The organism is Kitasatospora sp. CB02891, assembly GCF_002803145.1.
In the GTDB taxonomy this organism is placed as follows: domain Bacteria; phylum Actinomycetota; class Actinomycetes; order Streptomycetales; family Streptomycetaceae; genus Kitasatospora; species Kitasatospora griseola.
This window is the reverse complement of record NZ_NNBO01000028.1, coordinates 12607-35622: the sequence shown is the minus strand read 5'-3', so window position 1 is coordinate 35622 and position 23016 is coordinate 12607. Positions and strand designations below refer to the sequence as shown.

13 protein-coding genes and 1 rRNA gene are annotated in these 23016 nt (G+C 74.1%); 9 read left to right on the top strand and 5 right to left on the bottom strand.

Annotated elements, in window-relative coordinates; all coding sequences use genetic code 11:
- The first annotated feature begins 115 nt into the window (after nucleotides 1–115).
- The 6 genes from rrf to CG736_RS35460 all read left to right on the top strand — a co-directional run bounded on the left by rrf (nucleotide 116) and on the right by CG736_RS35460 (nucleotide 11706).
- Nucleotides 116–232, top strand: a 5S ribosomal RNA gene (gene rrf, locus CG736_RS35485).
- Nucleotides 233–412: 180 nt separating this feature from the next.
- On the top strand, nucleotides 413–3736 hold the full coding sequence (locus tag CG736_RS38750) for an ABC transporter permease (RefSeq protein WP_157815865.1): 3324 nt from the start codon (nucleotides 413–415) through the stop codon (nucleotides 3734–3736).
- Nucleotides 3733–6654, top strand: coding sequence for an FtsX-like permease family protein (locus CG736_RS35475; protein ID WP_100590216.1), 2922 nt, complete (start codon nucleotides 3733–3735; stop codon nucleotides 6652–6654). Before CG736_RS38750 ends, CG736_RS35475 begins: the two co-directional genes overlap by 4 nt.
- Before the next feature lie 149 nt (nucleotides 6655–6803).
- Nucleotides 6804–9044, top strand: a complete 2241-nt coding sequence (locus tag CG736_RS35470; RefSeq protein WP_100590215.1) for an ATP-dependent RecD-like DNA helicase — start codon at nucleotides 6804–6806, stop codon at nucleotides 9042–9044.
- Between the two features lie 185 nt (nucleotides 9045–9229).
- Nucleotides 9230–10519 carry a citrate synthase gene (locus CG736_RS35465; protein WP_100590214.1) on the top strand — a complete coding sequence of 430 codons (1290 nt, stop codon included), beginning with the start codon at nucleotides 9230–9232 and terminating at the stop codon, nucleotides 10517–10519.
- Nucleotides 10520–10986: 467 nt separating this feature from the next.
- Nucleotides 10987–11706, top strand: coding sequence for an SDR family NAD(P)-dependent oxidoreductase (locus tag CG736_RS35460; protein WP_100590213.1), 720 nt, complete (start codon nucleotides 10987–10989; stop codon nucleotides 11704–11706).
- Between the two features lie 17 nt (nucleotides 11707–11723).
- On the opposite strand, the gene CG736_RS35455 is transcribed toward CG736_RS35460, so the two are convergent.
- A complete protein-coding gene (locus CG736_RS35455; RefSeq protein WP_100590212.1) occupies nucleotides 11724–13979 on the bottom strand; it encodes a cation-translocating P-type ATPase in 2256 nt (751 codons plus the stop codon).
- Between the two features lie 65 nt (nucleotides 13980–14044).
- Complete coding sequence (locus CG736_RS35450; protein WP_043909915.1) at nucleotides 14045–14263, bottom strand: heavy-metal-associated domain-containing protein; 219 nt, start codon at nucleotides 14261–14263, stop codon at nucleotides 14045–14047.
- A 262-nt stretch (nucleotides 14264–14525) separates the two neighbouring features.
- On the opposite strand from CG736_RS35450, the gene CG736_RS35445 reads away from it, so the two are divergent.
- Entirely contained in the window at nucleotides 14526–15710 is a 1185-nt protein-coding gene (locus tag CG736_RS35445) for a PP2C family protein-serine/threonine phosphatase (protein WP_232734387.1), read from the top strand.
- A 12-nt stretch (nucleotides 15711–15722) separates the two neighbouring features.
- Here the strand turns inward: CG736_RS35445 and CG736_RS35440 are convergent, their stop codons facing one another.
- The gene (locus CG736_RS35440) at nucleotides 15723–17411 is read right to left on the bottom strand and encodes a bifunctional 3'-5' exonuclease/DNA polymerase (protein WP_100590210.1); all 1689 of its coding nucleotides are present in this window, start codon (nucleotides 17409–17411) and stop codon (nucleotides 15723–15725) included.
- 156 nt (nucleotides 17412–17567) lie between these two features.
- Between CG736_RS35440 and CG736_RS35435 the strand changes: the two genes are divergently transcribed.
- Nucleotides 17568–19592 carry a M3 family metallopeptidase gene (locus CG736_RS35435; RefSeq protein ID WP_100590209.1) on the top strand — a complete coding sequence of 675 codons (2025 nt, stop codon included), beginning with the start codon at nucleotides 17568–17570 and terminating at the stop codon, nucleotides 19590–19592.
- 136 nt (nucleotides 19593–19728) lie between these two features.
- Here the strand turns inward: CG736_RS35435 and CG736_RS35430 are convergent, their stop codons facing one another.
- Together CG736_RS35430 and CG736_RS35425 are read right to left on the bottom strand one after the other, a co-directional pair.
- On the bottom strand, nucleotides 19729–20928 hold the full coding sequence (locus tag CG736_RS35430) for a glycoside hydrolase family 5 protein (RefSeq protein WP_100590208.1): 1200 nt from the start codon (nucleotides 20926–20928) through the stop codon (nucleotides 19729–19731).
- Nucleotides 20929–21030: 102 nt separating this feature from the next.
- Nucleotides 21031–21639, bottom strand: a complete 609-nt coding sequence (locus tag CG736_RS35425; RefSeq protein WP_043909921.1) for a TetR family transcriptional regulator — start codon at nucleotides 21637–21639, stop codon at nucleotides 21031–21033.
- Nucleotides 21640–21783: 144 nt separating this feature from the next.
- Here CG736_RS35425 and CG736_RS35420 point away from each other — a divergent pair, with 144 nt between their 5' ends.
- Entirely contained in the window at nucleotides 21784–23001 is a 1218-nt protein-coding gene (locus CG736_RS35420; RefSeq protein WP_100590207.1) for an acyl-CoA dehydrogenase family protein, read from the top strand.
- The last annotated feature ends 15 nt before the right edge of the window (nucleotides 23002–23016 follow it).

Below are 23016 nucleotides of genomic sequence, written 5' to 3'. Positions count from 1 at the left end.
CCGAGGGCTTGTCCTCAGTTGCTCGCGTCCACTGTGTTGGTTCTGAAACCACGAACAGAACCCCGCCCCACCCTGTGTGGGGTGTGCGGGTTCCGGTTCGACAGTTTCATAGTGTTTCGGTGGTCATAGCGTGAGGGAAACGCCCGGTTACATTCCGAACCCGGAAGCTAAGCCTCACAGCGCCGATGGTACTGCAGGGGGGACCCTGTGGGAGAGTAGGACGCCGCCGAACAATTTTTCAGGGAAAGCCCCTCGCCTTTACGGCGGGGGGCTTTTTCGCGTTCCCGGGCAGCGGTGCGGAACGAGTCCGGTCTGTGATCGGCGGGTTGTTGTCTGGGCGCGAGGTTGGCGGCAGACTGCCCGGCATCGAGATTGGTCCAGACCATCGGTGGACGGGAAGGCTTCGGGGGACATGGGAGCGGACGGGTGGGGCTCGCCTGCGGGGGTTCGGCGGGCGGGGCAGCACGGGGTGGTGCTGGGTGCGGCTGCGGTGACGGTGCTGGTGGCGGTGGCGGTGTTGACCGCGCTGACGGCACTGACCGGGAGTTCGGTGACGCAGGGGATGCGGCACCGGTTGGCGGGGGATCCGCGACTTTCGGTCTCGTTGTCGGGGCGGTACGTCGAGGGCGGGGACACGGCGGCGGATGCGCCGGCGCGGGCGGCGTTGCACCGGGCGTTGCCGGGGATGCCGGCGGAGATCGATCAGGTGCTGCACGGGTCGATGCCGTTGCGGACGCCGCTGCCGAAGGCGACCGCGCCGGGGACGTCGTCGGGGCTGGCGATGGTGCCGTTGGCGGTGACGGAGCCGCAGCGGGTGGCGGAGTTGGCTCAGGGCGGCTGGCCGGCGGGGTTGTCGCAGGTGGCGGTGTCGGAGTCGGCGGCGCGTTGGCTGGGGGTGTCGACGGGGGCGGAGGTGCCGTTGGCGTTGCCGGGCGGCGGGACGTTGGCGGTCACGGTGAGCGGGGTGTACCGGGAGCTGCCGGAGGCCGAGAGGCTGTGGCGGGCGTGGCGGGCGACGTCGCCGGTGGAGTCGTCGGCGGGGTTGCTGTTGGCGTCGCAGGAGTTGCTGCGGACGCATCCGCTGCTGCACGACCAGGTGGACGTGGAGTGGACGGCCCTGCCGGAGCCGGGGCAGCTGCGGCCGGAGGGCCTGGGACTGCTGCGGGAGCGGGTGGAGCGGCTGACGGGGGGTGACGTGGTCCGGGCGGTGTTCCGGGGTGCGGAGCCTTCGGTGCAGGGGTTGCGGGCGTCGAGCGACCTGCCGGCCGCGTTGGACGATCTGCGGTCGCCGATGATGGTGGCGCGGTCGGGGATGCTGGTGCCGGTGACGATGCTGGCGGTGCTGTCGGCGGTGACGATGGTGCTGACCGCCCGTCAACTGACCGAGTTCCGGCGGGCGGAGCTGCTGTTGCAGTTGGCGCGGGGTGCGGGGCGGGCCCGGCTGCTGGGTGTCGCGGCGGCGGAGTGGGCGCTGTGCACGGTGCCGGCGGCGCTGCTGGGTGTGTGGGTGGCGGGGCCGTTGCTGCGGCTGCTGGAGCGGCTGGGGCTGCCGGTGGACGGGGCGGCCGCGGAGGCGTCGGGTGCGGCGGCGTGGGCGGTGGCCGGGGTGGCGTTGGTGCTGCACGGCTGTGCGGCGTTGCTGCCGGTGGCGTGGACGGCGGACGGCGGCGAGCGGGAGGTGCCGTCACGCGGTGCGCGGCGGGCGGTGGCGCAGCGGGCCGGGGCGGACCTGGTGCTGGCGGCGGTGGCGGTGCTGGCGTATCTGCAACTGCGGCAGTACGAGGGGTTGTTGAGCCCGGCGTCGAGTGCGGTGGGGTTCGATCCGGTGCTGGTGGCGGCACCGGTGGTGATGACGGTGGCGGCGGCGTTGCTGCTGTTGCGCCTGTTGCCGCCGTTGGGTCGGGCGTTGGAGTCGTTGGCGCGGCGGGGGCGGGGTCTGGTGGCTCCGTTGAGCGGTTGGCAGGTGAGTCGGGGCCGGGCGGGTCAGGCGGCGCCGGTGCTGTTGATGGCGTTGGCGTTGGCCGTGGGGGCGTTGACGACGACGGCGATCGCGGGTGAGGGGCCGAGCGACCGGGATCGGGCGGCGTTCGACCTGGGGGCGGATCTGCGGGTGACGGGCGGGGAGTTGCCGGCGGGGGCGCGGCGGGCGGCGTTGTCGGCGGTGCCGGGGGTGGCGGCGGTGACGCCGGTGGGCGAGGTGGCGGGCCGGATCCAGGGGTCGCAGGTCTCGGTGCTGGCGTTGGACACGTCGGCGGTGCGGCCGGTGGCGACGTCGGAGCGGATGGCGTCGGGGGCCTGGACGCATGCGGTGCCCGCGGTTCGGTCGGATCTCGAACCGGGCTCGCTGGACGGGCAGTTGGCGTTGTTGCGGAAGGACCTGCCGGTGCACGGGATGCCGCTGGAGGGGCGTCCGTCGGAGCTGCGGGCGCGGGTGTCGGTGTCGGCCGCGGACCGGGTGGGCCGGGTGTGGCTGGTGGCCCAGGTGGAGGACGCGAGCGGCCTGGTGACGCAGGTGCAGGCGGAGTTGACGGCGGACGGGGTGGCGCGGACGGTGTCGCTGCCGCTGGCGTCGGGGTCGTTGAACTACCCGCTCCAGGTGACGCAGTTGGGGTTGCGGAGTGCGGCGCGGGGTTTTCCGCGGGCGACCTTCCGGCTGACGGTGTCGGGGTTCGAGGGGGCGAGTGTGCCGTCCGGCGCGAGCTGGGTGAACGTCACGCGCGGGGAGATCAGGGTGGCTGGTCTCGGGTGTCCGGGTGTGCCGGACGACGGGCCGCAGCGTGCCGATGCGGGGGTGTGCGAGGTGTCGAAGGTCGACGGCGGGTTGCTGTCGGCGGTGGTGCGCGGGTCGGATCCGTTGCAGGGCGACGGTGCGGACGGGGTGTCGTTCGGGCTGGTGCCGGCGGGGACGCCGAAGCGGGTGGCGGGGATGCCGGTGGCGGGGTACCTGGTGCCGGCGCTGGTGAACGAGGCGTTCGTGCGGAAGGTCCGGTTCGGGATGGGCGGCGAGGTGCGGCTGATGGACACCTCGGAGGACCTGTTCGGGCTGCGGGTCGTCGGGGTGCTGCCGGAGTTCCCGGGCGGCGGGGACCGGGACCAGCCGCAGGTGCTGGTGGACCTGCCGGCGCTGTCGGCGGCCCGGTCGGGGTTGGGGCTGCCGCCGGTGACGGACACGGCGTGGTGGCTGGCGGCGCAGTCGAAGGCGGGGATGGACCGGGCGGAGCGGGCGGTCGCGGCGGATCCGCGGCTGGGCCGGGTGGAGAGCGTCCGGTCGCGGGCGGCGGCGCTGGCGGCGGATCCGTTCCGGTCGGGCCGGCGCAGTGCGTTGGTGCTGTCGTTGGTGCTGTCGCCGGTGTTCGCGGTGGCCGGGTTCACGGTGCACGCGGTGGGTTCGGCGCGGTCGCGGCGGCGGGAGTTCGCGGTGCTGCGGGCGATCGGGGTGCGACGTCGGCAGTTGGTCGGCGTGCTGCGGCTGGAGCAGTTGGCGGTGGTGGGTTTCTCGGTGCTGCTGGGCGGGGCGCTGGGGGTGGCGCTGGCGGCGGTGGTGCTGCCGTTGATCGTGGTCGACGGCAGTGGCCGGGCGGTGTTCCCGTCGCTGGAGCTGACGGTGGGCTGGGGTTGGACGGCGACGGTGGTGCTGGCGACCGGCCTGGGGGTCGGCACGGTGGTGCTGGTGCTGTCGCGGATGTTGGCGCGGGTCGATCTGGCGCGTGAGCTGCGGGCGGGGGAGAACGGATGAGCGGGCTCGGCGGGTTCGGGGGGTGGCGTCCGGCGCTGCGGGAGGCCCGGACGGGGTGGCCGGTGCTGGTGGTGCTGGCGGTGGTGTCGGCGGTGCTGACGGTGGTGTCGCTGTTGTGGCCGCCGGTGTTCGACGGCCTGTCGACGAAGGAGTTGAACCGGCGGCTGGCGGCGGCGCAGGCGGACGGGCCGCTGGTGACGGCGCGGGCGACGGTGCACGCGCCGCGGAACTTCTACGGCCAGTCCACGGCACCGCAGTTCGGCTCGTTGGACAGCGACCTGACGCGGGTCGGGGAGGGCATGCGGCAGGGGTCGTCGGGGGAGTTGGCGCACACCCTGGTGCGGGTGTCGGGCTGGGCGCAGAGCGACGGCATGGACCTGTCGGGGGCGGGCGTGGCCCGGCCGCACGGCAGGGCCGGGTCGGTGTCGCTGGCGTACGCGCAGGACGCGGCCGACCGGGTGCGCTGGGTGGCCGGCCGGGCGCCGGGGCAGCCGGACGGGGCGAAGCAGGCGCCGATCGAACTGGGCATGTCCCGCAAGGGGTTGGCGCAGTTCGGGCTGGCGGTCGGACAGCGCGTGCAGTTGTCCGGGCAGACCGGGGCCACCGAGGCGGTGGTGGTCGGCGAGTTCGAGCCGCTCGACGGCGCGGACGACCTGTGGCGCGAACTCCCGCTGCTGAACGAGCCGTTGGACGCGGCGGTGCCGGAGGGGTACATCCGGTACGGGCAGGCGCTGGTGGCTCCGGCGGGGTTGGAGGCGATGGAGGCGCGCGGGTCGTTGTCGCTGTCGGCGACCTGGGCGTTCGGAGTGGCGCAGCAGCCCTGGGGGAACGGTGGCACGGCCGCGGGCGTGCGTGAACTGGCGTCCGGGGCCAAGGGGTTCAAGCGGTCGGCGGTGGACCGGGTGTGCGGCGAGATCGTCTCGGACGCGGCGCCGTGTTCGGCGGGAGTGCGGACGGTGACGCCGCCGCAGGTGCAGGAGCGGCTGTCGGCGCTGGTGGACCGGTTCGCGGAGCAGCGGGCCCGGACGGTGTCGCTGCAGTCGTTCGCGCTGGCGGGGCTGTTGGCGATCGGGGTGTCCACGGCGGTGGCGGCGGCCCGGCTGGGGGCGCGGCGCAGGGAGGGGGTGCTGGCGCTCCAGCGGGCGCGCGGCGCGGGTGAGCCTGCGTTGGCGGCGGTGCGGCTGCTGGAGGCCGCTCCGGCGGTCCTGGTGGGGGTGTTGGCGGGTCGGGCGGTGTCCGGTCCGTTGGCCGGGGAGCGGCCGCTCGGCGCCTGGTGGCCGGCGGTGGCGGCGGCCGTGCTGGTCGCGGGCGCGCCTGCGGCGGCGGTGTGGTGGCAGGGCCGGGCGGTGCGCCGCGCGGGTCGGGAGCCGGTGCAACGGCGGGGTGTGAAGCGGGCGTTGGGGCTGTCCGGCCGGTTGGTGCTGGAGGGCGCGGTGCTGGCGCTGGCGGCGATGGGCGTGCTGCAGTTGCGGCTGCGTGGCGCGCTGGCCCCGGGGACGGCCGATCCGGATCCCCAACTGGCCCTGGTGCCGGTGGTGTTGGGTCTGGCGGCGGTGGTCGTGGTGCTGCGGGTGTATCCGGTGCCGCTGCGGGTGCTGACCGGTTGGGCGCGGCGGCGGCGCGGCACGGTCGCGCTGGTCGGCCTGTCGCAGGCCGGGCGGCGTTCCGCGGCGGCGGCGACTGCGCTGCTGGTCCTGGTGCCGGCGCTGGCCTGCGCGGTGTTCGGCGCGCTGGTGTCCGGGACGGTGCGGCACGGCCGGGTGGAGGCCGCGCAGTGGCGCACCGGCGGGGACGCGGTGGTCCTCGGTCCGTCGCAACGCCCGTTGCCGCTGGAGGAGTTGGCGAAGGTGCCGGGCGTCGGCGGGGTGCTGCCGGTGCGCGGCGGGGTGGCCGCGCTGACGGCCGACGAGGACGGTTCGGTGGTCAAGGGCGTGGGCCTGGTCGGGGTCGACCAGGCGGCGCTGGCGGGGCTGGAGCCGGGCTCCCCGGTGGCGGCGGCGCTGGCCGCGGCGGGCCTGTCGGCGCCGCTCGTCGCGGGCGCGGAACTGCCCGCGCTGGCCGACGCGGGGACGGCGGCGCGGTTCCCCGACGGGTCGTTCGACGCGGACGCGGGGGCGAGCAGGTTCCGGGTCCGGATCGTCGGCGTGCTGCCCGCCGGGGCGGACCGGGACCGGGCGATCGGGCCGGTGGTCGGCGAGGTCGGCGGCGGCCCGCTGCTGGTGTTCGGCGGGCCCGCCGCGGAACGCCTCCCCCGGCAGACCGGTCAGCGCAACGCGGCGGTGCTGTTCGCCGAGCCCGGCCGCGCGGGCTCGCCGGCCGGCGCGCAGCGGATCGACGGGGCCCGGCTGCGGTCGGTGGTGGCGGCCTCGGCGGCGACCGCGGGCGCGGGCGGCGCCGGGGCGGCCGGTGGCGCGGTGCTGCGCGGCGCGCCGGTCGAAGTGCGCGACCTGGCGGGGCAGTTGAGCGAGTCGGCGGACGACGGTCTGGTGTCCGCGCTGGAGCTGGCGTTCCGGTCGGCGGCGGCGATCGGCCTGCTGCTCGGGCTGGCGGCGGTGGTCCTGGAACTGCTGCTCGGCTCCGCGGAGCGCGGCCGGATGCTCGCGTACCTGCGGACGCTGGGCCTGGGCGCCAGGGCCGCAGCGGGCGTCCAACTGGTCCAGCTGCTCCCGGTGATGGCCGCAGCCGTGATCGGCGGCACCCTGCTCGGCCTGGGCCTGCCGTGGCTGCTCGGCCCGGCCCTGGACCTGCGCGCCTTCACCTCCGGCCCGGGGGCGCCGGCGTTCGCGCCCGACTGGGCGGCCATCGCCGTCGCGGCCCTCGCCCTGCTGGTGCTGGTGCCGTGCGCGGCGGCGTTGGAGGGGGTGGCGGGGCGTCGGCGGGTCCCGCAGCTGCTGCGGCTCGGCGAAGGGGCGCAGTAGTCGGTCGGACCGTGGAACGGGGTCGTGCGTCGTCGGCGCACGGCCCCGTCGTGCTCGGTGGCGGCAGTTCCCCCGCCCGGGGCGGGGGTGTCGGTGGCTCGCGGTAGGTTCGTCGGTGCGATGTGTCCTGATTGGGTGTGAGGTGTCCGTTGCAGCTTGCGCAGGTGGAGGGGGTCCTGGAGCGGATCACGTACGCCAATGAGGAGACGGGGTACACGGTCGCGCGGGTGGACACCGGGCGGGGGGCGAACGACCTGCTGACGGTGGTGGGGGCGCTGCTCGGGGCGCAGGTGGGGGAGAGCCTGCGGTTGTTCGGGCGGTGGGGGTCGCATCCGCAGTACGGGCGGCAGTTCACGGTGGAGAACTACACGACGGTGCTGCCGGCCACCGTGCAGGGCATCCAGCGGTACCTGGGCTCGGGGTTGATCAAGGGCATCGGGCCGCGGTTCGCGGAGCGGATCGTGGAGCGGTTCGGGGTGGAGACCCTGGAGGTGATCGAGAACGAGCCGAAGCGGCTGATCGAGGTGCCGGGCCTGGGGCCGAAGCGGACGAAGATGATCGCCAAGGCGTGGGAGGAGCAGAAGTCCATCAAGGAGGTGATGGTCTTCCTGCAGAGCGTCGGGGTGTCGACGTCGTTGGCGGTGCGGATCTACAAGCAGTACGCGGACGCGTCGATCGGGGTGGTGAAGAACCAGCCGTACCGGCTGGCGTCGGACGTGTGGGGCATCGGGTTCCTGACGGCGGACCGGATCGCGCAGGCGGTGGGGATTCCGCACGATTCGCCGGAGCGGGTGAAGGCGGGCCTGCAGTACGCGCTGTCGCAGTCGACCGATCAGGGGCACTGCTATCTGCCGGAGGAGCGGCTGATCGCGGACGGCGTGAAGCTGCTGCAGGTGGACGTCGGGCTGGTGATCGACTGCCTGGCGGAGCTGGTCGCGACGGAGGGCGTGGTGCGCGAGCGGCTGCCGGGCGGGGACGGCCTGGAGATCACCGCGGTGTACCTGGTGCCGTTCCACCGGGCGGAGATCTCGCTGGCGGGCCAGCTGCTGCGGCTGCTGCGGACGGGCGAGGACCGGATGCCGTGGTTCCGCGACGTGGACTGGCCGGCCGCGCTGGGCTGGTTGGCGAAGCGGACGGGTGCGGAACTCGCCCCGGAGCAGGAGCAGTCGGTGCGGCTGGCGCTGACCGAGAAGGTCGCGGTGCTGACCGGTGGCCCGGGCTGCGGCAAGTCGTTCACGGTGAAGTCGATCGTGCAGTTGGCGTTGGCGAAGCGGGCGAAGGTGGTGCTGGCGGCGCCGACCGGGCGGGCGGCGAAGCGGCTGGCGGAGCTGACCGGCGCGGAGGCGTCCACGGTGCACCGGCTGTTGGAGTTGAAGCCGGGCGGGGACGCCGCGTACGACCGGGACCGGCCGTTGGACGCGGACCTGGTGGTGGTCGACGAGGCGTCGATGCTGGATCTGATCCTGGCGAACAAGCTGGTCAAGGCGGTCGCGCCGGGTGCGCACCTGCTGTTCGTGGGGGACGTGGACCAGCTGCCGTCGGTGGGCGCGGGCGAGGTGCTGCGCGACCTGCTGTCGGCCGGCAGCCCGATCCCGTCGGTGCGGCTGACCCGGATCTTCCGGCAGGCCCAGCAGTCGGGCGTGGTGGTGAACGCGCACCGGATCAACGAGGGTCTGCCGCCGCTGACCGAGGGGCTGCCGGACTTCTTCCTGTTCGCGGAGGACGACGCGGAGCGCGCGGCCGGCCTGACGGTGGACGTGGTGGCCCGGCGCATCCCGCAGCGGTTCGGGCTGGATCCGCGGCGCGACGTCCAGGTGCTGGCTCCGATGCACCGCGGCCCGGCGGGGGCGGGCGCGTTGAACACGCTGCTCCAGTCGGCGGTCACGCCGGCCCGCGAGGGCCTGCCCGAACGGCGTTTCGGCGGGCGGACGTTCCGGGTCGGCGACAAGGTCACGCAGATCCGCAACAACTACGAGAAGGGGCGCAGCGGCGTCTTCAACGGCACAGTGGGCGTCGTGACCTCGCTCAGTGTGGACGACCAGAAGCTGACGGTGATGACCGACGAGGACGAGGAGGTGCCGTACGACTTCGACGAGCTGGACGAGTTGGCGCACGCGTACGCGGTGACGATCCACCGCTCGCAGGGCAGCGAGTACCCGGCGGTGGTGATTCCCGTCACGACGTCGGCGTGGACGATGCTCCAGCGCAACCTGCTGTACACCGCGGTGACGCGAGCGAAGAGGCTGGTGGTGCTGGTGGGGTCCCGGAAGGCGATCGGGCAGGCGGTGCGGGCGGTGAGCGCCGGTCGGCGGCACTCCGCGCTGGACCACAGATTGGCTGCGGGGCACGGGTCAGGGGGTACGGTACGTCCAGAGGTTGTCTTGACGTGAAGAGATTTAGGGCGGAACCTGGTCTGGTGCCGATCTTGTCCGGTTCGCACCGGCTGCGGTAGCAGAGTTTGTAGGCCCTGGTCCTTTCCGGGGTCACCCCCGGTGCGCGGCCGTCCTTCGGGTGGGGGATCGTTGAGACAGTCAGGGCAGTCGGATGAGGATCAAATTTCGTCGGTGAGGAAGACGTGAGCGACAAATCGGTAGTACTGCGGTACCAGGACGGCGAGTACGAGTACCCCGTCGTCGAGAGCACTGCGGGCAACGCCGGCTTCGACATCTCGAAGCTGCTTCCGCAGACCGGCCTGGTCACCCTGGACAACGGTTTCGGCAACACCGCCGCCAACAAGTCCGCCATCACCTTCATTGACGGTGACGCCGGCATCCTGCGTTACCGCGGGTACCCGATCGAGCAGCTGGCCGGTGAGGCCAACTTCATCGAGACCGCCTATCTGCTGATCAACGGTGAACTGCCGAACGCCGGCCAGCTGGCCGCGTTCAACAACGAGATCACCCAGCACACCCTGCTGCACGAGGACGTCAAGCGCTTCTTCCAGGGCTTCCCGCGGGACGCCCACCCGATGGCGATGCTGTCCTCGGTGGTCGGCGCGCTCTCCACCTTCTACCCGGAGAGCCACAACCCGTTCGACGCGGACCAGCGCCACCTGTCGACGGTGCGCCTGCTGGCGAAGCTGCCGACGATCGCGGCGTACGCGTACAAGAAGGCGGTGGGCCAGCCCTTCGTCTACCCGCGCAACGACCTCGGCTACGTCGAGAACTTCCTGCGGATGACCTTCGCCGTCCCGGCCGAGGACTACGAGCTGAACCCGGTCGTGGTCAACGCCCTGGACAAGCTGCTCATCCTGCACGCCGACCACGAGCAGAACTGCTCCACCTCGACGGTGCGCCTGGTCGGCTCCTCGCACGCCAACCTGTTCGCCTCGATCTCGGCGGGCATCTCGGCGCTCTGGGGCCCGCTGCACGGCGGTGCCAACCAGGCCGTGCTGGAGATGCTGGAGCAGATCAAGAACGACGGCGGCGACGTCGACGCCTTCATCCGCAAGGTGAAGAACCGCGAGGACGGCGTCAAGCTGATGGGCTTCGGCCACCGCGTCTACAAGGCGTTCGATCCGCGCGCCGCGCAGGTCAAGGTGCTCGCCCACGAGGTGCTGGCCCAGCTCGGCAAGTCCGACGAGCTGCTGGAGATCGCCCTCAAGCTGGAGGAGCACGCGCTCAAGGACGACTTCTTCGTCTCGCGCAAGCTCTACCCGAACGTGGACTTCTACACGGGCCTGATCTACCGCGCCATGGGCTTCCCGACCAGCATGTTCACCGTGCTGTTCGCGCTCGGCCGGCTGCCCGGCTGGATCGCCCACTGGCACGAGATGATCAAGGACCCGACCAGCCGGATCGGCCGCCCGCGGCAGATCTACACCGGCGTCGAGATCCGCGACTACGTGCCGCTCGACGCGCGCTGAGCGAGTCGCACCCACGCGAAGGGGCCCGGCCCCCTGCCACCCGATGAGGGAGGCGGGGGCCGGGCCCCTTTTCGCGTCTGTGAGAGTGGGGCGCACGGCGCCCGGGACGACCCCGGGTGGGGAACGGCCGCTCAAAGCAATCCCCGGGCTCCCGGATCCGGCCCGGCGCCGTGCGCGAGGGCCGTCGACGAATCGACGACCGTCCGGGGCCCGCCGGAGCCCCGCTCTACAAAAGGTAAGACGTAACAGGGGGCGCAGAGTTACGCCAGGGGGGTGTGAGTTGCCTCTCTCCACTCTCCGTGTGCATCTGCGCACCCGTACGGCGGAGCGCATATCACACCGCACGGCGAGCGCGCGGCGTCACCCACCCCGCAGACACCGCAACCCAGCGTGATAGGAATCGTGGCAATCCGGTACGGACCGCCTGCCATCCGCGGAGCGGTGAACGGTCAGGGAGGGAGTGCGCCATGGCCAGGAACGTTGTTGTCACCGGTGGAGGCACCGGCATCGGCTTTGAGGTGGCCCGGCGCTTCGCCGAGGCGGGCGAGCGGGTGGTGATCGTCGGCCGCCGCCCCGGGGTCCTCGACCACGCCGCCGCGGAACTCGGCCCCAACGTCACCCCGCTGGTGTGCGACCTGGCCGACCCCGACGCCGTGGAGGCCGCACTGGCCGCGCTGCCCGCCCGGATCGACGTGCTGGTCAACAACGCCGGCAGCCGGGAGACCGTGTTCGGCGCCGGCCCGCACGCCGTGCTGGCCCGCTGGCGCGGCGACTTCGAACGCAACGTGCTCACCGTCGTGCTGCTCACCGAGTCCATCCGCGACCGGCTCACCCCCGGCTCCGGCCGGGTCGTCACCGTCTCCTCGATCGCCGCGCTGCGCGGCGCCGGCTCGTACGGGGCGGCGAAGGCCTCGCTGCACGCCTGGAACAACTTCCTGGCCGCCCAGGTCGGCCCGTCCGGCATCACCGCCAACATCGTGGCGCCCGGCACGGTGGCGGGCACCGAGTTCTTCGGGCCGCGCCTGGACGAGGCGGAGGTCGCCCGCCGCTCGGCGCGCACCCTGCTCGGCCGGATCGGCGAGTCCGGGGAGGTCGCCGCCGCGGTGTGCTTCCTCGCCTCCGAGGAGGCCGGCTTCATCACCGGCGAGATCCTGCACTGCAACGGCGGCGAGCTGCTCGGCCGTTGAGGCCCCCGGCCGGTCGGTCAGGCCGGTCGGAACTTGCGCAGCCGCAGGCTGTTGCCGACCACGAAGACCGAGGAGAAGGCCATGGCCGCTCCTGCGATCATCGGGTTGAGCAGGCCGCTGGCGGCGAGCGGCAGGGCTGCCACGTTGTAGGCGAAGGCCCAGAACAGGTTGCCCTTGATGGTGGCCAGGGTGCGGCGGGAGAGGCGGATCGCGTCGGCGGCCGAGCGCAGGTCGCCGCGTACGAGGGTGAGGTCGGCGGCCTCGATGGCGGCGTCGGTTCCGGTGCCGATGGCCAGGCCCAGGTCGGCCTGGGCGAGGGCGGCGGCGTCGTTGACGCCGTCGCCGACCATTGCGACGGTGCGGCCCTCGGCCTGCAGCCGCCGCACGGTGGCGACCTTGTCCTCGGGCAGTACCTCGGCGATCACGTCCTCGGCGGGGATGCCGACCTCGGCCGCCACCGACTCCGCCACCAGCTGGTTGTCACCGGTCAGCAGGACCGGGCGCAGCCCCAGCGCCCGCAGTTCGGCGATCGCCTCCGCGCTGGTGGGCTTCACCGCGTCGGCGACCTCCAGGACGGCCCGCGCCGCGCCGTCCCAGCCGACGGTGACGGCGGTGCGACCGGCCCGCTCGGCGGCGGCCCCGGCCTCGGCGAGGGCGGGCGGAAGGGGCGTGCCGACGAGCAGCGCGGCGCGTCCGGCGGCCACCGCGTGGCCGTCGACGGTGCCGCGGACGCCCAGGCCCGGGACGTTCTCGAAGCCGTCGACGGAGGGCAGCGTGCCGAGCCTCTCCTGCGCGGCGGTGGCCACGGCCTGGGCGATCGGGTGCTCGGAGGCGTGCTCCAGCGCGCCGGCCAGCCGCAGCGCCTCGTCCTCGGTGGTGCCGCCGGCGGTGTGCACGGCGGTCAGGGTCATCCGGCCGGTGGTCACGGTGCCGGTCTTGTCCAGCACGATGGTGTCGACCTTGCGGGTGTTCTCCAGGACCTCGGGGCCCTTGATCAGGATGCCGAGCTGGGCGCCGCGGCCGGTGCCGACCATCAGGGCGGTCGGGGTGGCCAGGCCCAGGGCGCAGGGGCAGGCGATGATCAGCACCGCGACGGCGGCGGTGAACGCCTCGGTGGGGCTGTCGGTGGCCAACAGCCAGGCGACCAGGGTGCCGAGGGCGATCAGGATGACGGCGGGCACGAAGACCGCGGAGATCCGGTCGGCGAGGCGCTGGGCGGCGGCCTTGCCGTTCTGGGCGTCCTCGACGAGCTTCGCCATCCGGGCCAGCCGGGTGTCCGCGCCGACCCGGGTGGCCTCGACCACCAGCCGGCCGCCCGCGTTGACGGTCGCGCCGGTCACGGCGTCGCCCGGGCCGACCTCGACCGGCACCGATTCGCCGGTCAGCATCGAGGCGTCCACGGCGGAACTGCCCTCGACCACGGTGCCGTCGGTGGCGATCTTCTCGCCGGGACGGACCACGAACCGGTCGCCGACAGTGAGTTGATCGACCGGGACGCGGGTCTCCCGGCCGCCGCGCAGCACCGCCACGTCCTTGGCGCCGAGGTCCAGCAGGGCGTGCAGGGCGGCGCCCGCGCGGCGCTTGGAGCGGGCCTCCAGCCAGCGGCCGAGCAGGATCAGGGTGGTGACGGCGGCCGCGGTCTCCAGGTACAGGGTGGAGGAGGCGCCGGTGCGGTCGACGGTGAAGCTGAAGGAGTGCTGCATGCCGGGCATCCCGGCCCGGCCCCAGAACAGGGCCCACACGGACCAGCCGAAGGCGGCCAGGGTGCCGAGCGAGACCAGGGTGTCCATGGTGGCGGCGCCGTGCCGGGCGTTGGTCCAGGCGGCGCGGTGGAACGGCAGGCCGCCGTACACCACGACGGGGCCGGTGAGGGCGAAGGCCAGCCACTGCCAGTTGTCGAACTGCAGGGCCGGGACCATCGAGAGCAGCACCACCGGGAGGCTGAGCGCGGCGCTGATCAGCAGCCGGTCCCGCAGCGGATCCCGGGGGGCCTCCGACGCGGGGGCCTCGGGTTCGGGGGCCGGCGGGGGCGGGAGTTCGGCGGTGTAGCCGGTCTTCTCCACGCCGGCGATCAGGTCGGCGACGGTGACGCCGGGGCCGAAGTCCACCCGGGCCTTCTCGGTCGCGAAGTTGACGCTGGCCTCGACGCCGTCGATCCGGTTCAGCTTCTTCTCGATCCGGGCGGCGCAGGAGGCGCAGGTCATGCCGCCGATCGCCAGTTCGACGCGCTCCCGGGGACCGGCCGGGGCGGCGGGATCGGTGGTGGTGCTCATCGGCTCGTTCTCTCTCGGCGGCGCGGGGGGCGGCCCGGACGGCCCGGACCGTCCCCGCGGGCGGGTCAGGCGGCCCGGCCGACCAGCTCGTAGCCCGCCTCGTCCACGGCGGCGGCGATCTGCTCGTCGCTGAGCGGGGACTCGGCGGTCACGGTGACGGTGCCGGCCTTGGCGTCGGAGGCGACGGCGGTGACGCCCGGCAGGCCGGAGACCTCGCCGTTGATGGCCTTCTCGCAGTGGCCGCAGCTCATGCCGCTGACGGTGTAGGTGACGGTGCTGGACATGGTGGCCTCCGGGCGCTCGCTGCTTGTACCGACGACAACAGCATACCCCCCAGGGGTATTCCGTCCAGGGTGGACGACATTTTCGACCGGCGGGGCCCGGCCCGCCTTTGAGCCTAGTCCGCACGGGCCGCCCGCCCGCAACGGCCGGCGGCCCGCCGTCCGACCGGCCCCCCGCCCCGCTGCTCCGAACGGTCGGGCCGTCCGGCCGTCGCCCGCTCCGTGGGGCGGGGCAGGGCGGACGAAGGTCCGATATGTTCGAAACGTGCCCATTCGACGCCGGGATCGCGCGGCGGCCACCGGGAGCGACGACGTGCCGTCCACCCGGCGTCGGGGCGCGCTGCTCGCCGCCGACCTGCAGGACGTCTCCCCGCTGCTGCGGGCCGCGCCCGCGCTGGTGGCCATCGGCCTGGTGGCGCTGGCCGACCTGCTGGCAGGGTCGAGCACCTATCTCGCGCCGCTGATGGTCGTCGTGCCGTCCGTCGCCGCACTCACCCTCAGACCGCGCGAGCTGCTCATGACCTGCCTGCTCGGCCTGCTGGTGATGTTCGCCCTCAACCGCTACTACGACCGGGTCACCGCCCCGTCCGACAGCCGCTTCCTGTTCGGCGCGACGATCAGCTACATCGTGCTGAGCGCGTTCAGCGCCTTCGTCGCCGAGGTGCGGATGCGAAGAGCCGCGGCCTTCGCCGCCGTCAGCTCGGTCGCGGAGGCCGCCCAGCGGGCGCTGCTGAGCCAGCCCGACCCGGTCGTCGGCCCCCTGCGGCTGTCCGTGCGCTACGTCTCCGCCGCGGACGCCGCCCGGATCGGCGGCGACCTGTACTCCGTCCTGGACACCCCGCACGGCACCCGGGTGCTGGTCGGCGACGTCCGCGGCAAGGGCCTCGGCGCGGTGCGGACCGCCGCCGTGGTGCTCGGCGCGTTCCGCGAGGCCGCCTACGACGAGGAACGGCTGCCGGACGTCGCCGCCCGGATCGAGGCCAGCATGCACCGGCACGTCGCCGACGGGGAGTTCACCACCGCGCTGTTCGCCGAGTTCCACGCCTCCGGCCCCGTCGACCTGGTGCACCTCGGCCACGTCCCGCCGATCCGGGTCCGCGCCGACGGCCGCGTCGAGGAACTGGAGGCCGCCGACCCGTGGCTGCCGCTCGGCCTCGGCGACCTCGCCACCGACGGAGCGCCCCGTTCCACCGCCGTCCCGTTCGGCCCGCAGGAGGTCCTGGTGCTGTGCACCGACGGCGTGGTCGAGGCCAAGGGCCGACGCTCCGGCGCCTTCTACCCGCTGGCCGAACGCGTCGGCCCGCTGGTCAAGGACGGCTGGCGCTCGCTCACCGACCTGGACACCGCCGTCGCCCGCCTGTACGCCGACCTGCTGGCGCACACCGGCGGCGGCCTCGGCGACGACGCGCTGCTGCTGCTGATCACCCGGCCCGCCCCGTCCGCGCGGTGAGCGCGGCGGCGGTCACTTGGCGTCGCCGTAGCAGTCGACCACGGCGGTGCTGAGCGGGAAGCGGACCGGGGTGTCGCCGAAGACCAGGGCGGCGGCCTCCTCGGCGGCCGCGGTGACCTCGGCGGACACCGCGTCGGCCAGGTCGGCGGGGGTGTGCACCACCACCTCGTCGTGCTGGAAGAACACCAGGTGCGGGCGGTCCGGGCCGGAGTGCAGCGCGGACAGCCGGCGGCGCAGCGCCGCCAGCAGGGCCAGCGCCCAGTCGGCGCCGCTGCCCTGGATGACGAAGTTGCGGGTGAAGCGCCCGCGGGCGCGGGCCGAGCGGCCGGCCGCCTCGCCGGGCTCCGGGGCCTCGGTGAGGTCCAGCCAGTCCGCCGAGGGCGGCGGGCAGACCCGGCCGAGGCGGGAGACGACCACGCCGCCGTCCTCGCCGGTGCGGGCGGCGGCCTCCACGTAGCCCATCGCGGCCGGGTAGCGGCGGCGCAGCGTGTTCAGCAGCGGGCCGATGCCGCCGCCCGTCTGGCCGTACATAGCGCCCAGCAGGCCCAGCTTGGCCTTCTCCCGGTCGCCCTGGAAGGCGCTGGCGGCGAGCGCCGCGTACAGGTCGCCGCCGGCGGCGGTGCGGGCCAGGCCGCGGTCGCCGGACATCGCGGCCAGCACCCGCGGCTCCAGCTGCGCGGCGTCGGCGACCACCAGCAGCCAGCCCGGGTCGGCGACCACGGCGCGGCGCAGGGTGCGCGGGATCTGCAGCGCGCCGCCGCCGCGGGACGCCCAGCGGCCGGTGACCACGCCGCCCACCACGTACTCGGGGCGGAACCGGCCGCCGCGCGCCCACGCCGCCTGCCAGGCCCAGCCGTGCGCGGTGTGCAGCCGCGACAGCTCCTTGTAACGGGCCATCAGGGCGGCCGCCGGGTGGTCGATCGCCTTCAGCTCCCGGGAGCGGGTGGAGGACAGCTGGATGCCGCGGTCGGCGAACGCCTTGATCACCTGGGTGTGCGAGTCCAGGTTGAACGGCCGGGCGCCGAGCGCCTGTTGGACCTCCACGGCGAGCTCGGACAGCCGCCCGGGCAGGGTGCCCGGCATGGTCGGGCGCGGGCCGAGCAGCTCGGTCAGCAGCGCGTCGTGCACGTCGGCCCGCCACGGCAGCCCGTCGTACGCCATCTCGCAGGCCAGCAGCGCGCCCGCCGACTCGGCCGCCACCAGCAGCCGGAACCGGGACCGGGCCGCCGGGTCGGCGATCGCCGCGAGCCGCCGCAGCTGCTCCGCGTGGACGGCCACCGCGGCCTCCAACGCGTCGGTGCCGGGCGGGAGCTGGAGCCGGTCCGGGGCGAACAGGCCGTCCTCGTCGGGCAGCGCGCCCTCCGGCAGGTCGGCCGGCACCGGCAGCCCGCGCAGCCGCGCCCAGGCCGCGCCGAGCGAACGCGGCGCGCCGAACCGGCCCTCGTGGCCGAGCAGCAGCGTCTCGGTCAGCCGCAGGTCGTGGCAGCGCGCCACCCGCTCCGGCAGCTCGGCCAGCAGTGGGCCGTACGCGGTGTCGGCCGTCGGCCACACCCAGCGCGGCGCGTGCTCGGCCTCCACGGCGGCCACCGCCTCGGCCAGCCTCGGCACCTGCACGGCCGGCCCGAGCGGGGCGCCGTCCTCGGCCAGCGGGCGCAGCCGCCCGCCCGGGCCGTGCGGGTCGGGCACCAGGGCGTATCGCACGGGCGGGGGCTCCTTCCGGTTCGGGGCGGGGGTCGTTCGGGGTCGTGCGGTGGGGGACCTGTCGACGGTAGCCGGTGCCGGTGACAGTCGGCACCCGGCCCGCAGGTGGGGGTTCGGTGTTCCGCCCGGGCCCGGAGACCCGTAGGGTCGGCGGACATGAGCGACAACCCCTTCTTCTCGCCCAGCACCCTGGTGTTCGAGCTTCCGCCCTTCGCCGAGATCCGGGAAGAGCACTACCGTCCGGCATTCGAGCGCGGCATGGCCGACCAGCTCGCCGAGATCGCCGCGATCGTCGCCGACCCGGAGCCGCCGACCTTCGACAACACCGTGGTGGCGCTGGAGCGTTCCGGTGCGGTGCTGCGCCGGGTGAGGGTGGTGTTCGAGAACCAGGACGCCTCCGACACCACCCCCGTCGTCCAGGAACTCGACGCCGAGATCAGCCCCCGGCTGGCCGCGCACCACGACGCGATCCACCTGGACGCGGCGCTGTTCGCCCGCCTCGACGCCCTGCACCGCGACCGCCACGAGCTCGGCCTGGACGCCGAGTCGCTGCGCCTGCTGGAGCGCCGCCACACCGCGTTCGTCCGGGCCGGCGCCCGCCTCGACCAGGACGGCCAGCAGCGACTGCGCGAGATCAACACCCGACTCGCCGCCGACGCCGCCGCGTTCCGCAGGAACACCCACGAGGCCTCGCTGGCCGGTGCGATCGTCGTGGACAGCGCCGACGCGCTCGACGGGCTGCCCGCCGGCGCGATCGCCTCCGCCGCCGAGAACGCCCGCGCGCTCGGCCACGACGGCCGCTGGGTGCTCAGCCTGAAGAACTTCTCCAACCAGACCGAACTCGACCAGCTCACCGACCGGGCGCTGCGCGAGCGGCTGCTCACCGCCTCGCTGCGGCGCGGCCTGGACACCAACGGCCCGCTGGCCGCCCGGATGGCCGCACTGCGCGCCGAACGCGCCGCGCTGCTCGGCCACGCCAGCCACGCCGCGTACGTGGTCGCCGACGAGACCGCCGGCACCGTCGAGGCGGTCGGCGCGATGCTCGGCCGACTGGTCGGGCCCGCCGTCGCCAACGCGCAGCGCGAGGCCGCCGAGCTGGCGGCCGCCGCGGCCGCCGACGGGGTCGCCGAACTCGCCGCCCACGACTGGGCGTTCTACGCCGAGAAGGTGCGCGCCGAGCGCTACGACGTGGACACCGCGGCGCTGCGCCCCTACTTCGAGCTGGAGCGGGTGCTCCAGGACGGCGTGTTCTTCGCGGCCGGCCTGGCCTACGGCCTGCGGTTCACCGAGCGGCCCGAACTGACGGCCTACCACCCCGACGCCCGGGTCTTCGAGGTGACGGACGCCGACGGGTCCGCCCTCGGACTGTTCGTCGGGGACTTCTACGCCCGCGAGTCCAAGCGCGGCGGCGCGTGGATGAACGAACTGGTCTCGCAGTCCCGGCTGCTGGGCCAGAAGCCGGTGGTGGTCAACAACCTCAACATCGGCCGCCCCGCCGCCGGGGAGCCGGCGCTGCTCAGCTGGGACGAGGTGCGCACGCTCTTCCACGAGTTCGGGCACGCGCTGCACGGCCTGTTCTCGGACGTGCAGTACCCGCTGTTCGCGGGCACCGAGGTGCCGCGGGACTTCGTCGAATTCCCGTCCCAGGTCAACGAGATGTGGATGACCCGTCCCGAGGTGCTGGCCAACTACGCCCGGCACCACGTCACCGGTGAGCCGCTGCCCGCCGAGACGGTGCAGCGGATGCTGGCCGCCGAGAACTACGGACAGGGCTTCCGGACGGTCGAGTACCTGGCCGCCGCGCTGCTCGACTGGGCGTGGCACTCGCTGCCCGCCGGGGCGACCGTCGAGGACGCGGAGGCGTTCGAGGCGCAGGCGCTGGCCGAGGCGGGCGTCGCGATGGCGACGGTGCCGCCGCGGTACCGCACCGGGTACTTCAACCACGTGTTCTCGAACGGCTACAGCGCCGGGTACTACGCGTACATCTGGTCGGAGGTGCTGGACGCCGACACGGTGGAGTGGTTCGGCGGCAACGGGCGACCGGTGCGGGAGAGCGGCGAGCTGTTCCGGGCCGAGCTGCTGTCGCGGGGTGGCAGCCGGGACGCGATGGACTCCGTGCGGGCCGTGCTGGAGCGGGAGCCCTCGATCGAGCCGCTGCTCGCTCGGCGCGGGCTGAAGTAGGCCGTCCGGCACGGGGCCGCTGCGAGTCGGGCGGACCCGGCCGGCGACGCCCTCCCGCTTCGCGCAGTTCTCCGCGCCCCGGACGGGGCGCGGAGAACTGCGCGGGCAGCGGGGCGGAGGGCATACGGGTACGTGCCTACGGCTTTCCGTCGAAGACCGGTTCGTAGCCGGGGGCCGGACGGCCGGTGGGGGTGAGGGCGCAGTAGCCGCCGGTGCCGCGGCACCAGTACCACATGGTCCAGGCGGCGGCGAAGCCGTTCATCGCGGTGACCTGACGGCGGATCAGTTCGGCGTTGCCGGGGGTGGCGGCGCTGGGCGGGCCCCATTCGCCGACCAGCACGGGGAGGCGGTGGGCGCGGGGGTAGGCGGCGATGGCGTCGGTGTAGGCGTCGATGAAGCCGCCGGCGGGGTCCCAGTCCCGGCCCGCTTCGACGGCGGTGTCGTAGAAGTGCGGGGCGTAGCCGATCCGGTCGGCGCCCGGGCGGGGGTCGGCGAAGGCGGGGAGCCGGGTGGGGACGCCCTGGCCGACCAGCACGGTGGGTTCGACGAACAGCCAGGCGTCGCGGTCGACCTGGCGGACCGCCGAGATCAGGCGGCGGTACATGGCGGGGAGCCGGCCCTGTTCGAGGGCGGCGGCGGAGGCGGCGAGGACGGCCGGGTCGGTGGGGTCGCCGTCCACCGGGCCGAACGGCTCGTTGAACAGGTCGTAGCCCAGCAGGGCGCGGTGGCCCCGCAGTTCGCGGGCGACGGTGGCGTACAGGTCGGCCTGGGCGCGCTGCAGGTCGCGGTCGTCGTAGAGGTGGCGGAAGGCGGCCTGGACGGCGGGCTGGAAGTAGCCGGCGAACCAGTCGTTCGGGTCGGGCGTGAACGGCAGGCCGTCGTCGCGGGTCGCCCAGGAGGGGGCGCCGCCGTCGCCGCCGCCGAAGTACTGCCCGTAGACGTCCTGGTGGAAGTCGACGACGGCGTACAGGCGGTACTTCTCGGCCCAGTCCAGGATGCGGTGCAGCCGGGCGAGTTGGGCTCGGTCGTAGCGGCCGGGGGCGGGTTCGAGGCGGGCCCAGGAGACGGCGACGCGGATCAGCCGGAAGCCGTGCGCGGCGAGGTCGCGCAGGTCGGCCTCGGTGGTCTCGTCGTACTTGTCGAGGTTGAACCCGCGCAGGTCGAGGACGCGGCCGTGCCGGTCGGTGAAGGCGGTGCGGCCGTCGGCGAGGGTGGTCGCGGAGACCTTGCGGGCGTCGAACCGGTCGGCGTGGTCGGCGGGCGGGCCGGCCGAGACGGTGCCGAGGACGGCGACGGCGGAGAGCAGCAGGGCGGCGGCGGAGCGGCGGACGCGCACGGGGCACCTCGCGGCGGGGTGGGGGAGGGGTGGGGTGCGCCGATCCTGCCGGAGCCGTCCCCGCCGCACAAGAGGTGAGACATGCTCATGTTTGATGGATGGTCAGGCCTCCGGGGCGGCGAGCATCGGCGGCAGGTCGGCGGCGGCGGACAGCCGGCCCCACAGCAGGTCGGCGAGCGCCTGCACCATCCGGGCGCGCGGGCAGGGGCGGGTCTCCAGCCACCAGTCGCCGGCCGCCAGCACCATGCCGGTGATCGAGCGGCCCCAGGTCTCGGAGAGCAGCGGCCCGTCCTGGCCGAGGTCGATCTGCTGCTGGATGGCGCGGGTGATCTCCTCGGCGATCTGCCGCAGCGCGGGCGCCAGCGCGTTGCCCGCGCCGGTGGGGTCGCCCGGTTCGGGGTGGGTGAGCAGCCGGTACACCTGCGGGCGGGACTCGATCGCGGCCAGGTAGACGTCCAGCACGTGCTCGACCCGGTCGCGGCGCTCCAGCGGCTCGTTCAGGGCGGCCCGCACGGCGGCCAGCAGGCCGGCCGTGTGACGTGCCGTCAACGCGCCGATCAGGCCGTTCCGGTCGCCGAAGTGCCGGTACAGGATGGGCTTGGTGATGCCCGCCTCGGCGGCGATGGCGTTCATGCTGGCGCCCGGGCCCTCGCGCTGGACGACCCGGTCGGCGGCGTTGAGCAGTTGTTCGCGGCGGGGTTCGGAGGTCATGCGCTGCTCCTCGTGCGGGTGGGGCCTGAACGGGCGTTGACACCGGTTACCTATCGGTAGCAGACTCGCCGCCATGTTACCGGAGGTAACAGCGCAGTGGCGCGGACACTCCGACCCGCAACCCCCGTCTCCTGGAGGCCGACCATGACCACCTTCTCGCTCGACCCGGGGCGGGACCAGATCGCCGTCCGCGACTGGCTGCACGGCTTCGCCGCCGACGTCATCCGCCCGGCCGCGGCCGAGTGGGACGAGCGCGAGGAGACGCCCTGGCCGATCATCCAGGAGGCCGCGAAGATCGGCGTCTACTCGCTCGACTTCTACGCCCAGCAGTTCTTCGACCCGTCCGGCGTCGGCATCCCGATCGCCATGGAGGAGCTGTTCTGGGGCGACGCCGGCATCGGCCTGGCCATCACCGGCACCACCCTGGCCGCCGTCGCGGTGCTCGCCAACGGCACCGACGAGCAGATCGGCACCTGGGCGCCGCAGATGTTCGGCACCCCCGACGACGTCAAGGTCGCCGCGTTCTGCTCCTCCGAGCCCGACGCCGGCTCCGACGTCTCCGCGCTGCGCACCCGGGCCGTCTACGACCGGGCCAAGGACGAGTGGGTGATCAACGGCACCAAGACCTGGGCCACCAACGGCGGCATCGCGCACGTCCACGTGGTGGTCGCCACCGTCGACCCCGAGCTCGGCGCGCGCGGCCAGGCGTCCTTCCTGATCCCGCCCGGCACCAAGGGCCTGAGCCAGGGCCAGAAGTTCAAGAAGCACGGCATCCGCGCCTCGCACACCGCCGAGGTCGTCCTCGACGACGTCCGGATCCCCGGCCACTGCCTGCTCGGCGGCAAGGAGAAGCTGGACGCCCGCCTCGCCCGCGCCCGCGAGGGCGCCAAGGGCGGCGGCAAGAACGCCGCGATGGCCACCTTCGAGGCCTCCCGACCGGCCGTCGGCGCGCAGGCCATCGGCATCGCCCGGGCCGCGTACGAGGTCGCGCTCGACTACGCGAAGACCCGGGTCCAGTTCGGCAGGCCGATCATCGAGAACCAGGGCGTCGCCTTCCAGCTGGCCGACATGAAGACCCGGATCGACGCCGCCCGCCTGCTGGTCTGGCGCGCCTCCTGGATGGCCGTCAACAACCGGCCCTTCACCAACGCCGAAGGCTCGATGTCCAAGCTGTACGCCGGCGAGACCGCCAAGTTCGTCACCGCCCAGGCCATGCAGATCCTCGGCGGCAACGGCTTCACCCGCGAGTACCCGGTCGAGCGCATGCACCGCGACAGCGCCATCTACACCGTGTTCGAGGGCACCAGCGAAATCCAGCGCCTGGTCATCGCCCGAGCCGTCTCGGGCGCCCCGATCCGCTGACGACCCGCCGGCCGC

Coding starts and splice junctions, on each gene's coding strand:
- CG736_RS35475 (WP_100590216.1), top strand. CDS start 3,733: ATGAGCGGGCTCGGCGGGTTCGGGGGGTGGCGTCCGGCGCTGCGGGAG.
- CG736_RS35450 (WP_043909915.1), bottom strand. CDS start 14,263: ATGTCCAGCACCGTCACCTACACCGTCAGCGGCATGAGCTGCGGCCAC.
- CG736_RS35455 (WP_100590212.1), bottom strand. CDS start 13,979: ATGAGCACCACCACCGATCCCGCCGCCCCGGCCGGTCCCCGGGAGCGC.
- CG736_RS35435 (WP_100590209.1), top strand. CDS start 17,568: ATGAGCGACAACCCCTTCTTCTCGCCCAGCACCCTGGTGTTCGAGCTT.
- CG736_RS35460 (WP_100590213.1), top strand. CDS start 10,987: ATGGCCAGGAACGTTGTTGTCACCGGTGGAGGCACCGGCATCGGCTTT.
- CG736_RS35420 (WP_100590207.1), top strand. CDS start 21,784: ATGACCACCTTCTCGCTCGACCCGGGGCGGGACCAGATCGCCGTCCGC.
- CG736_RS35425 (WP_043909921.1), bottom strand. CDS start 21,639: ATGACCTCCGAACCCCGCCGCGAACAACTGCTCAACGCCGCCGACCGG.
- CG736_RS38750 (WP_157815865.1), top strand. CDS start 413: ATGGGAGCGGACGGGTGGGGCTCGCCTGCGGGGGTTCGGCGGGCGGGG.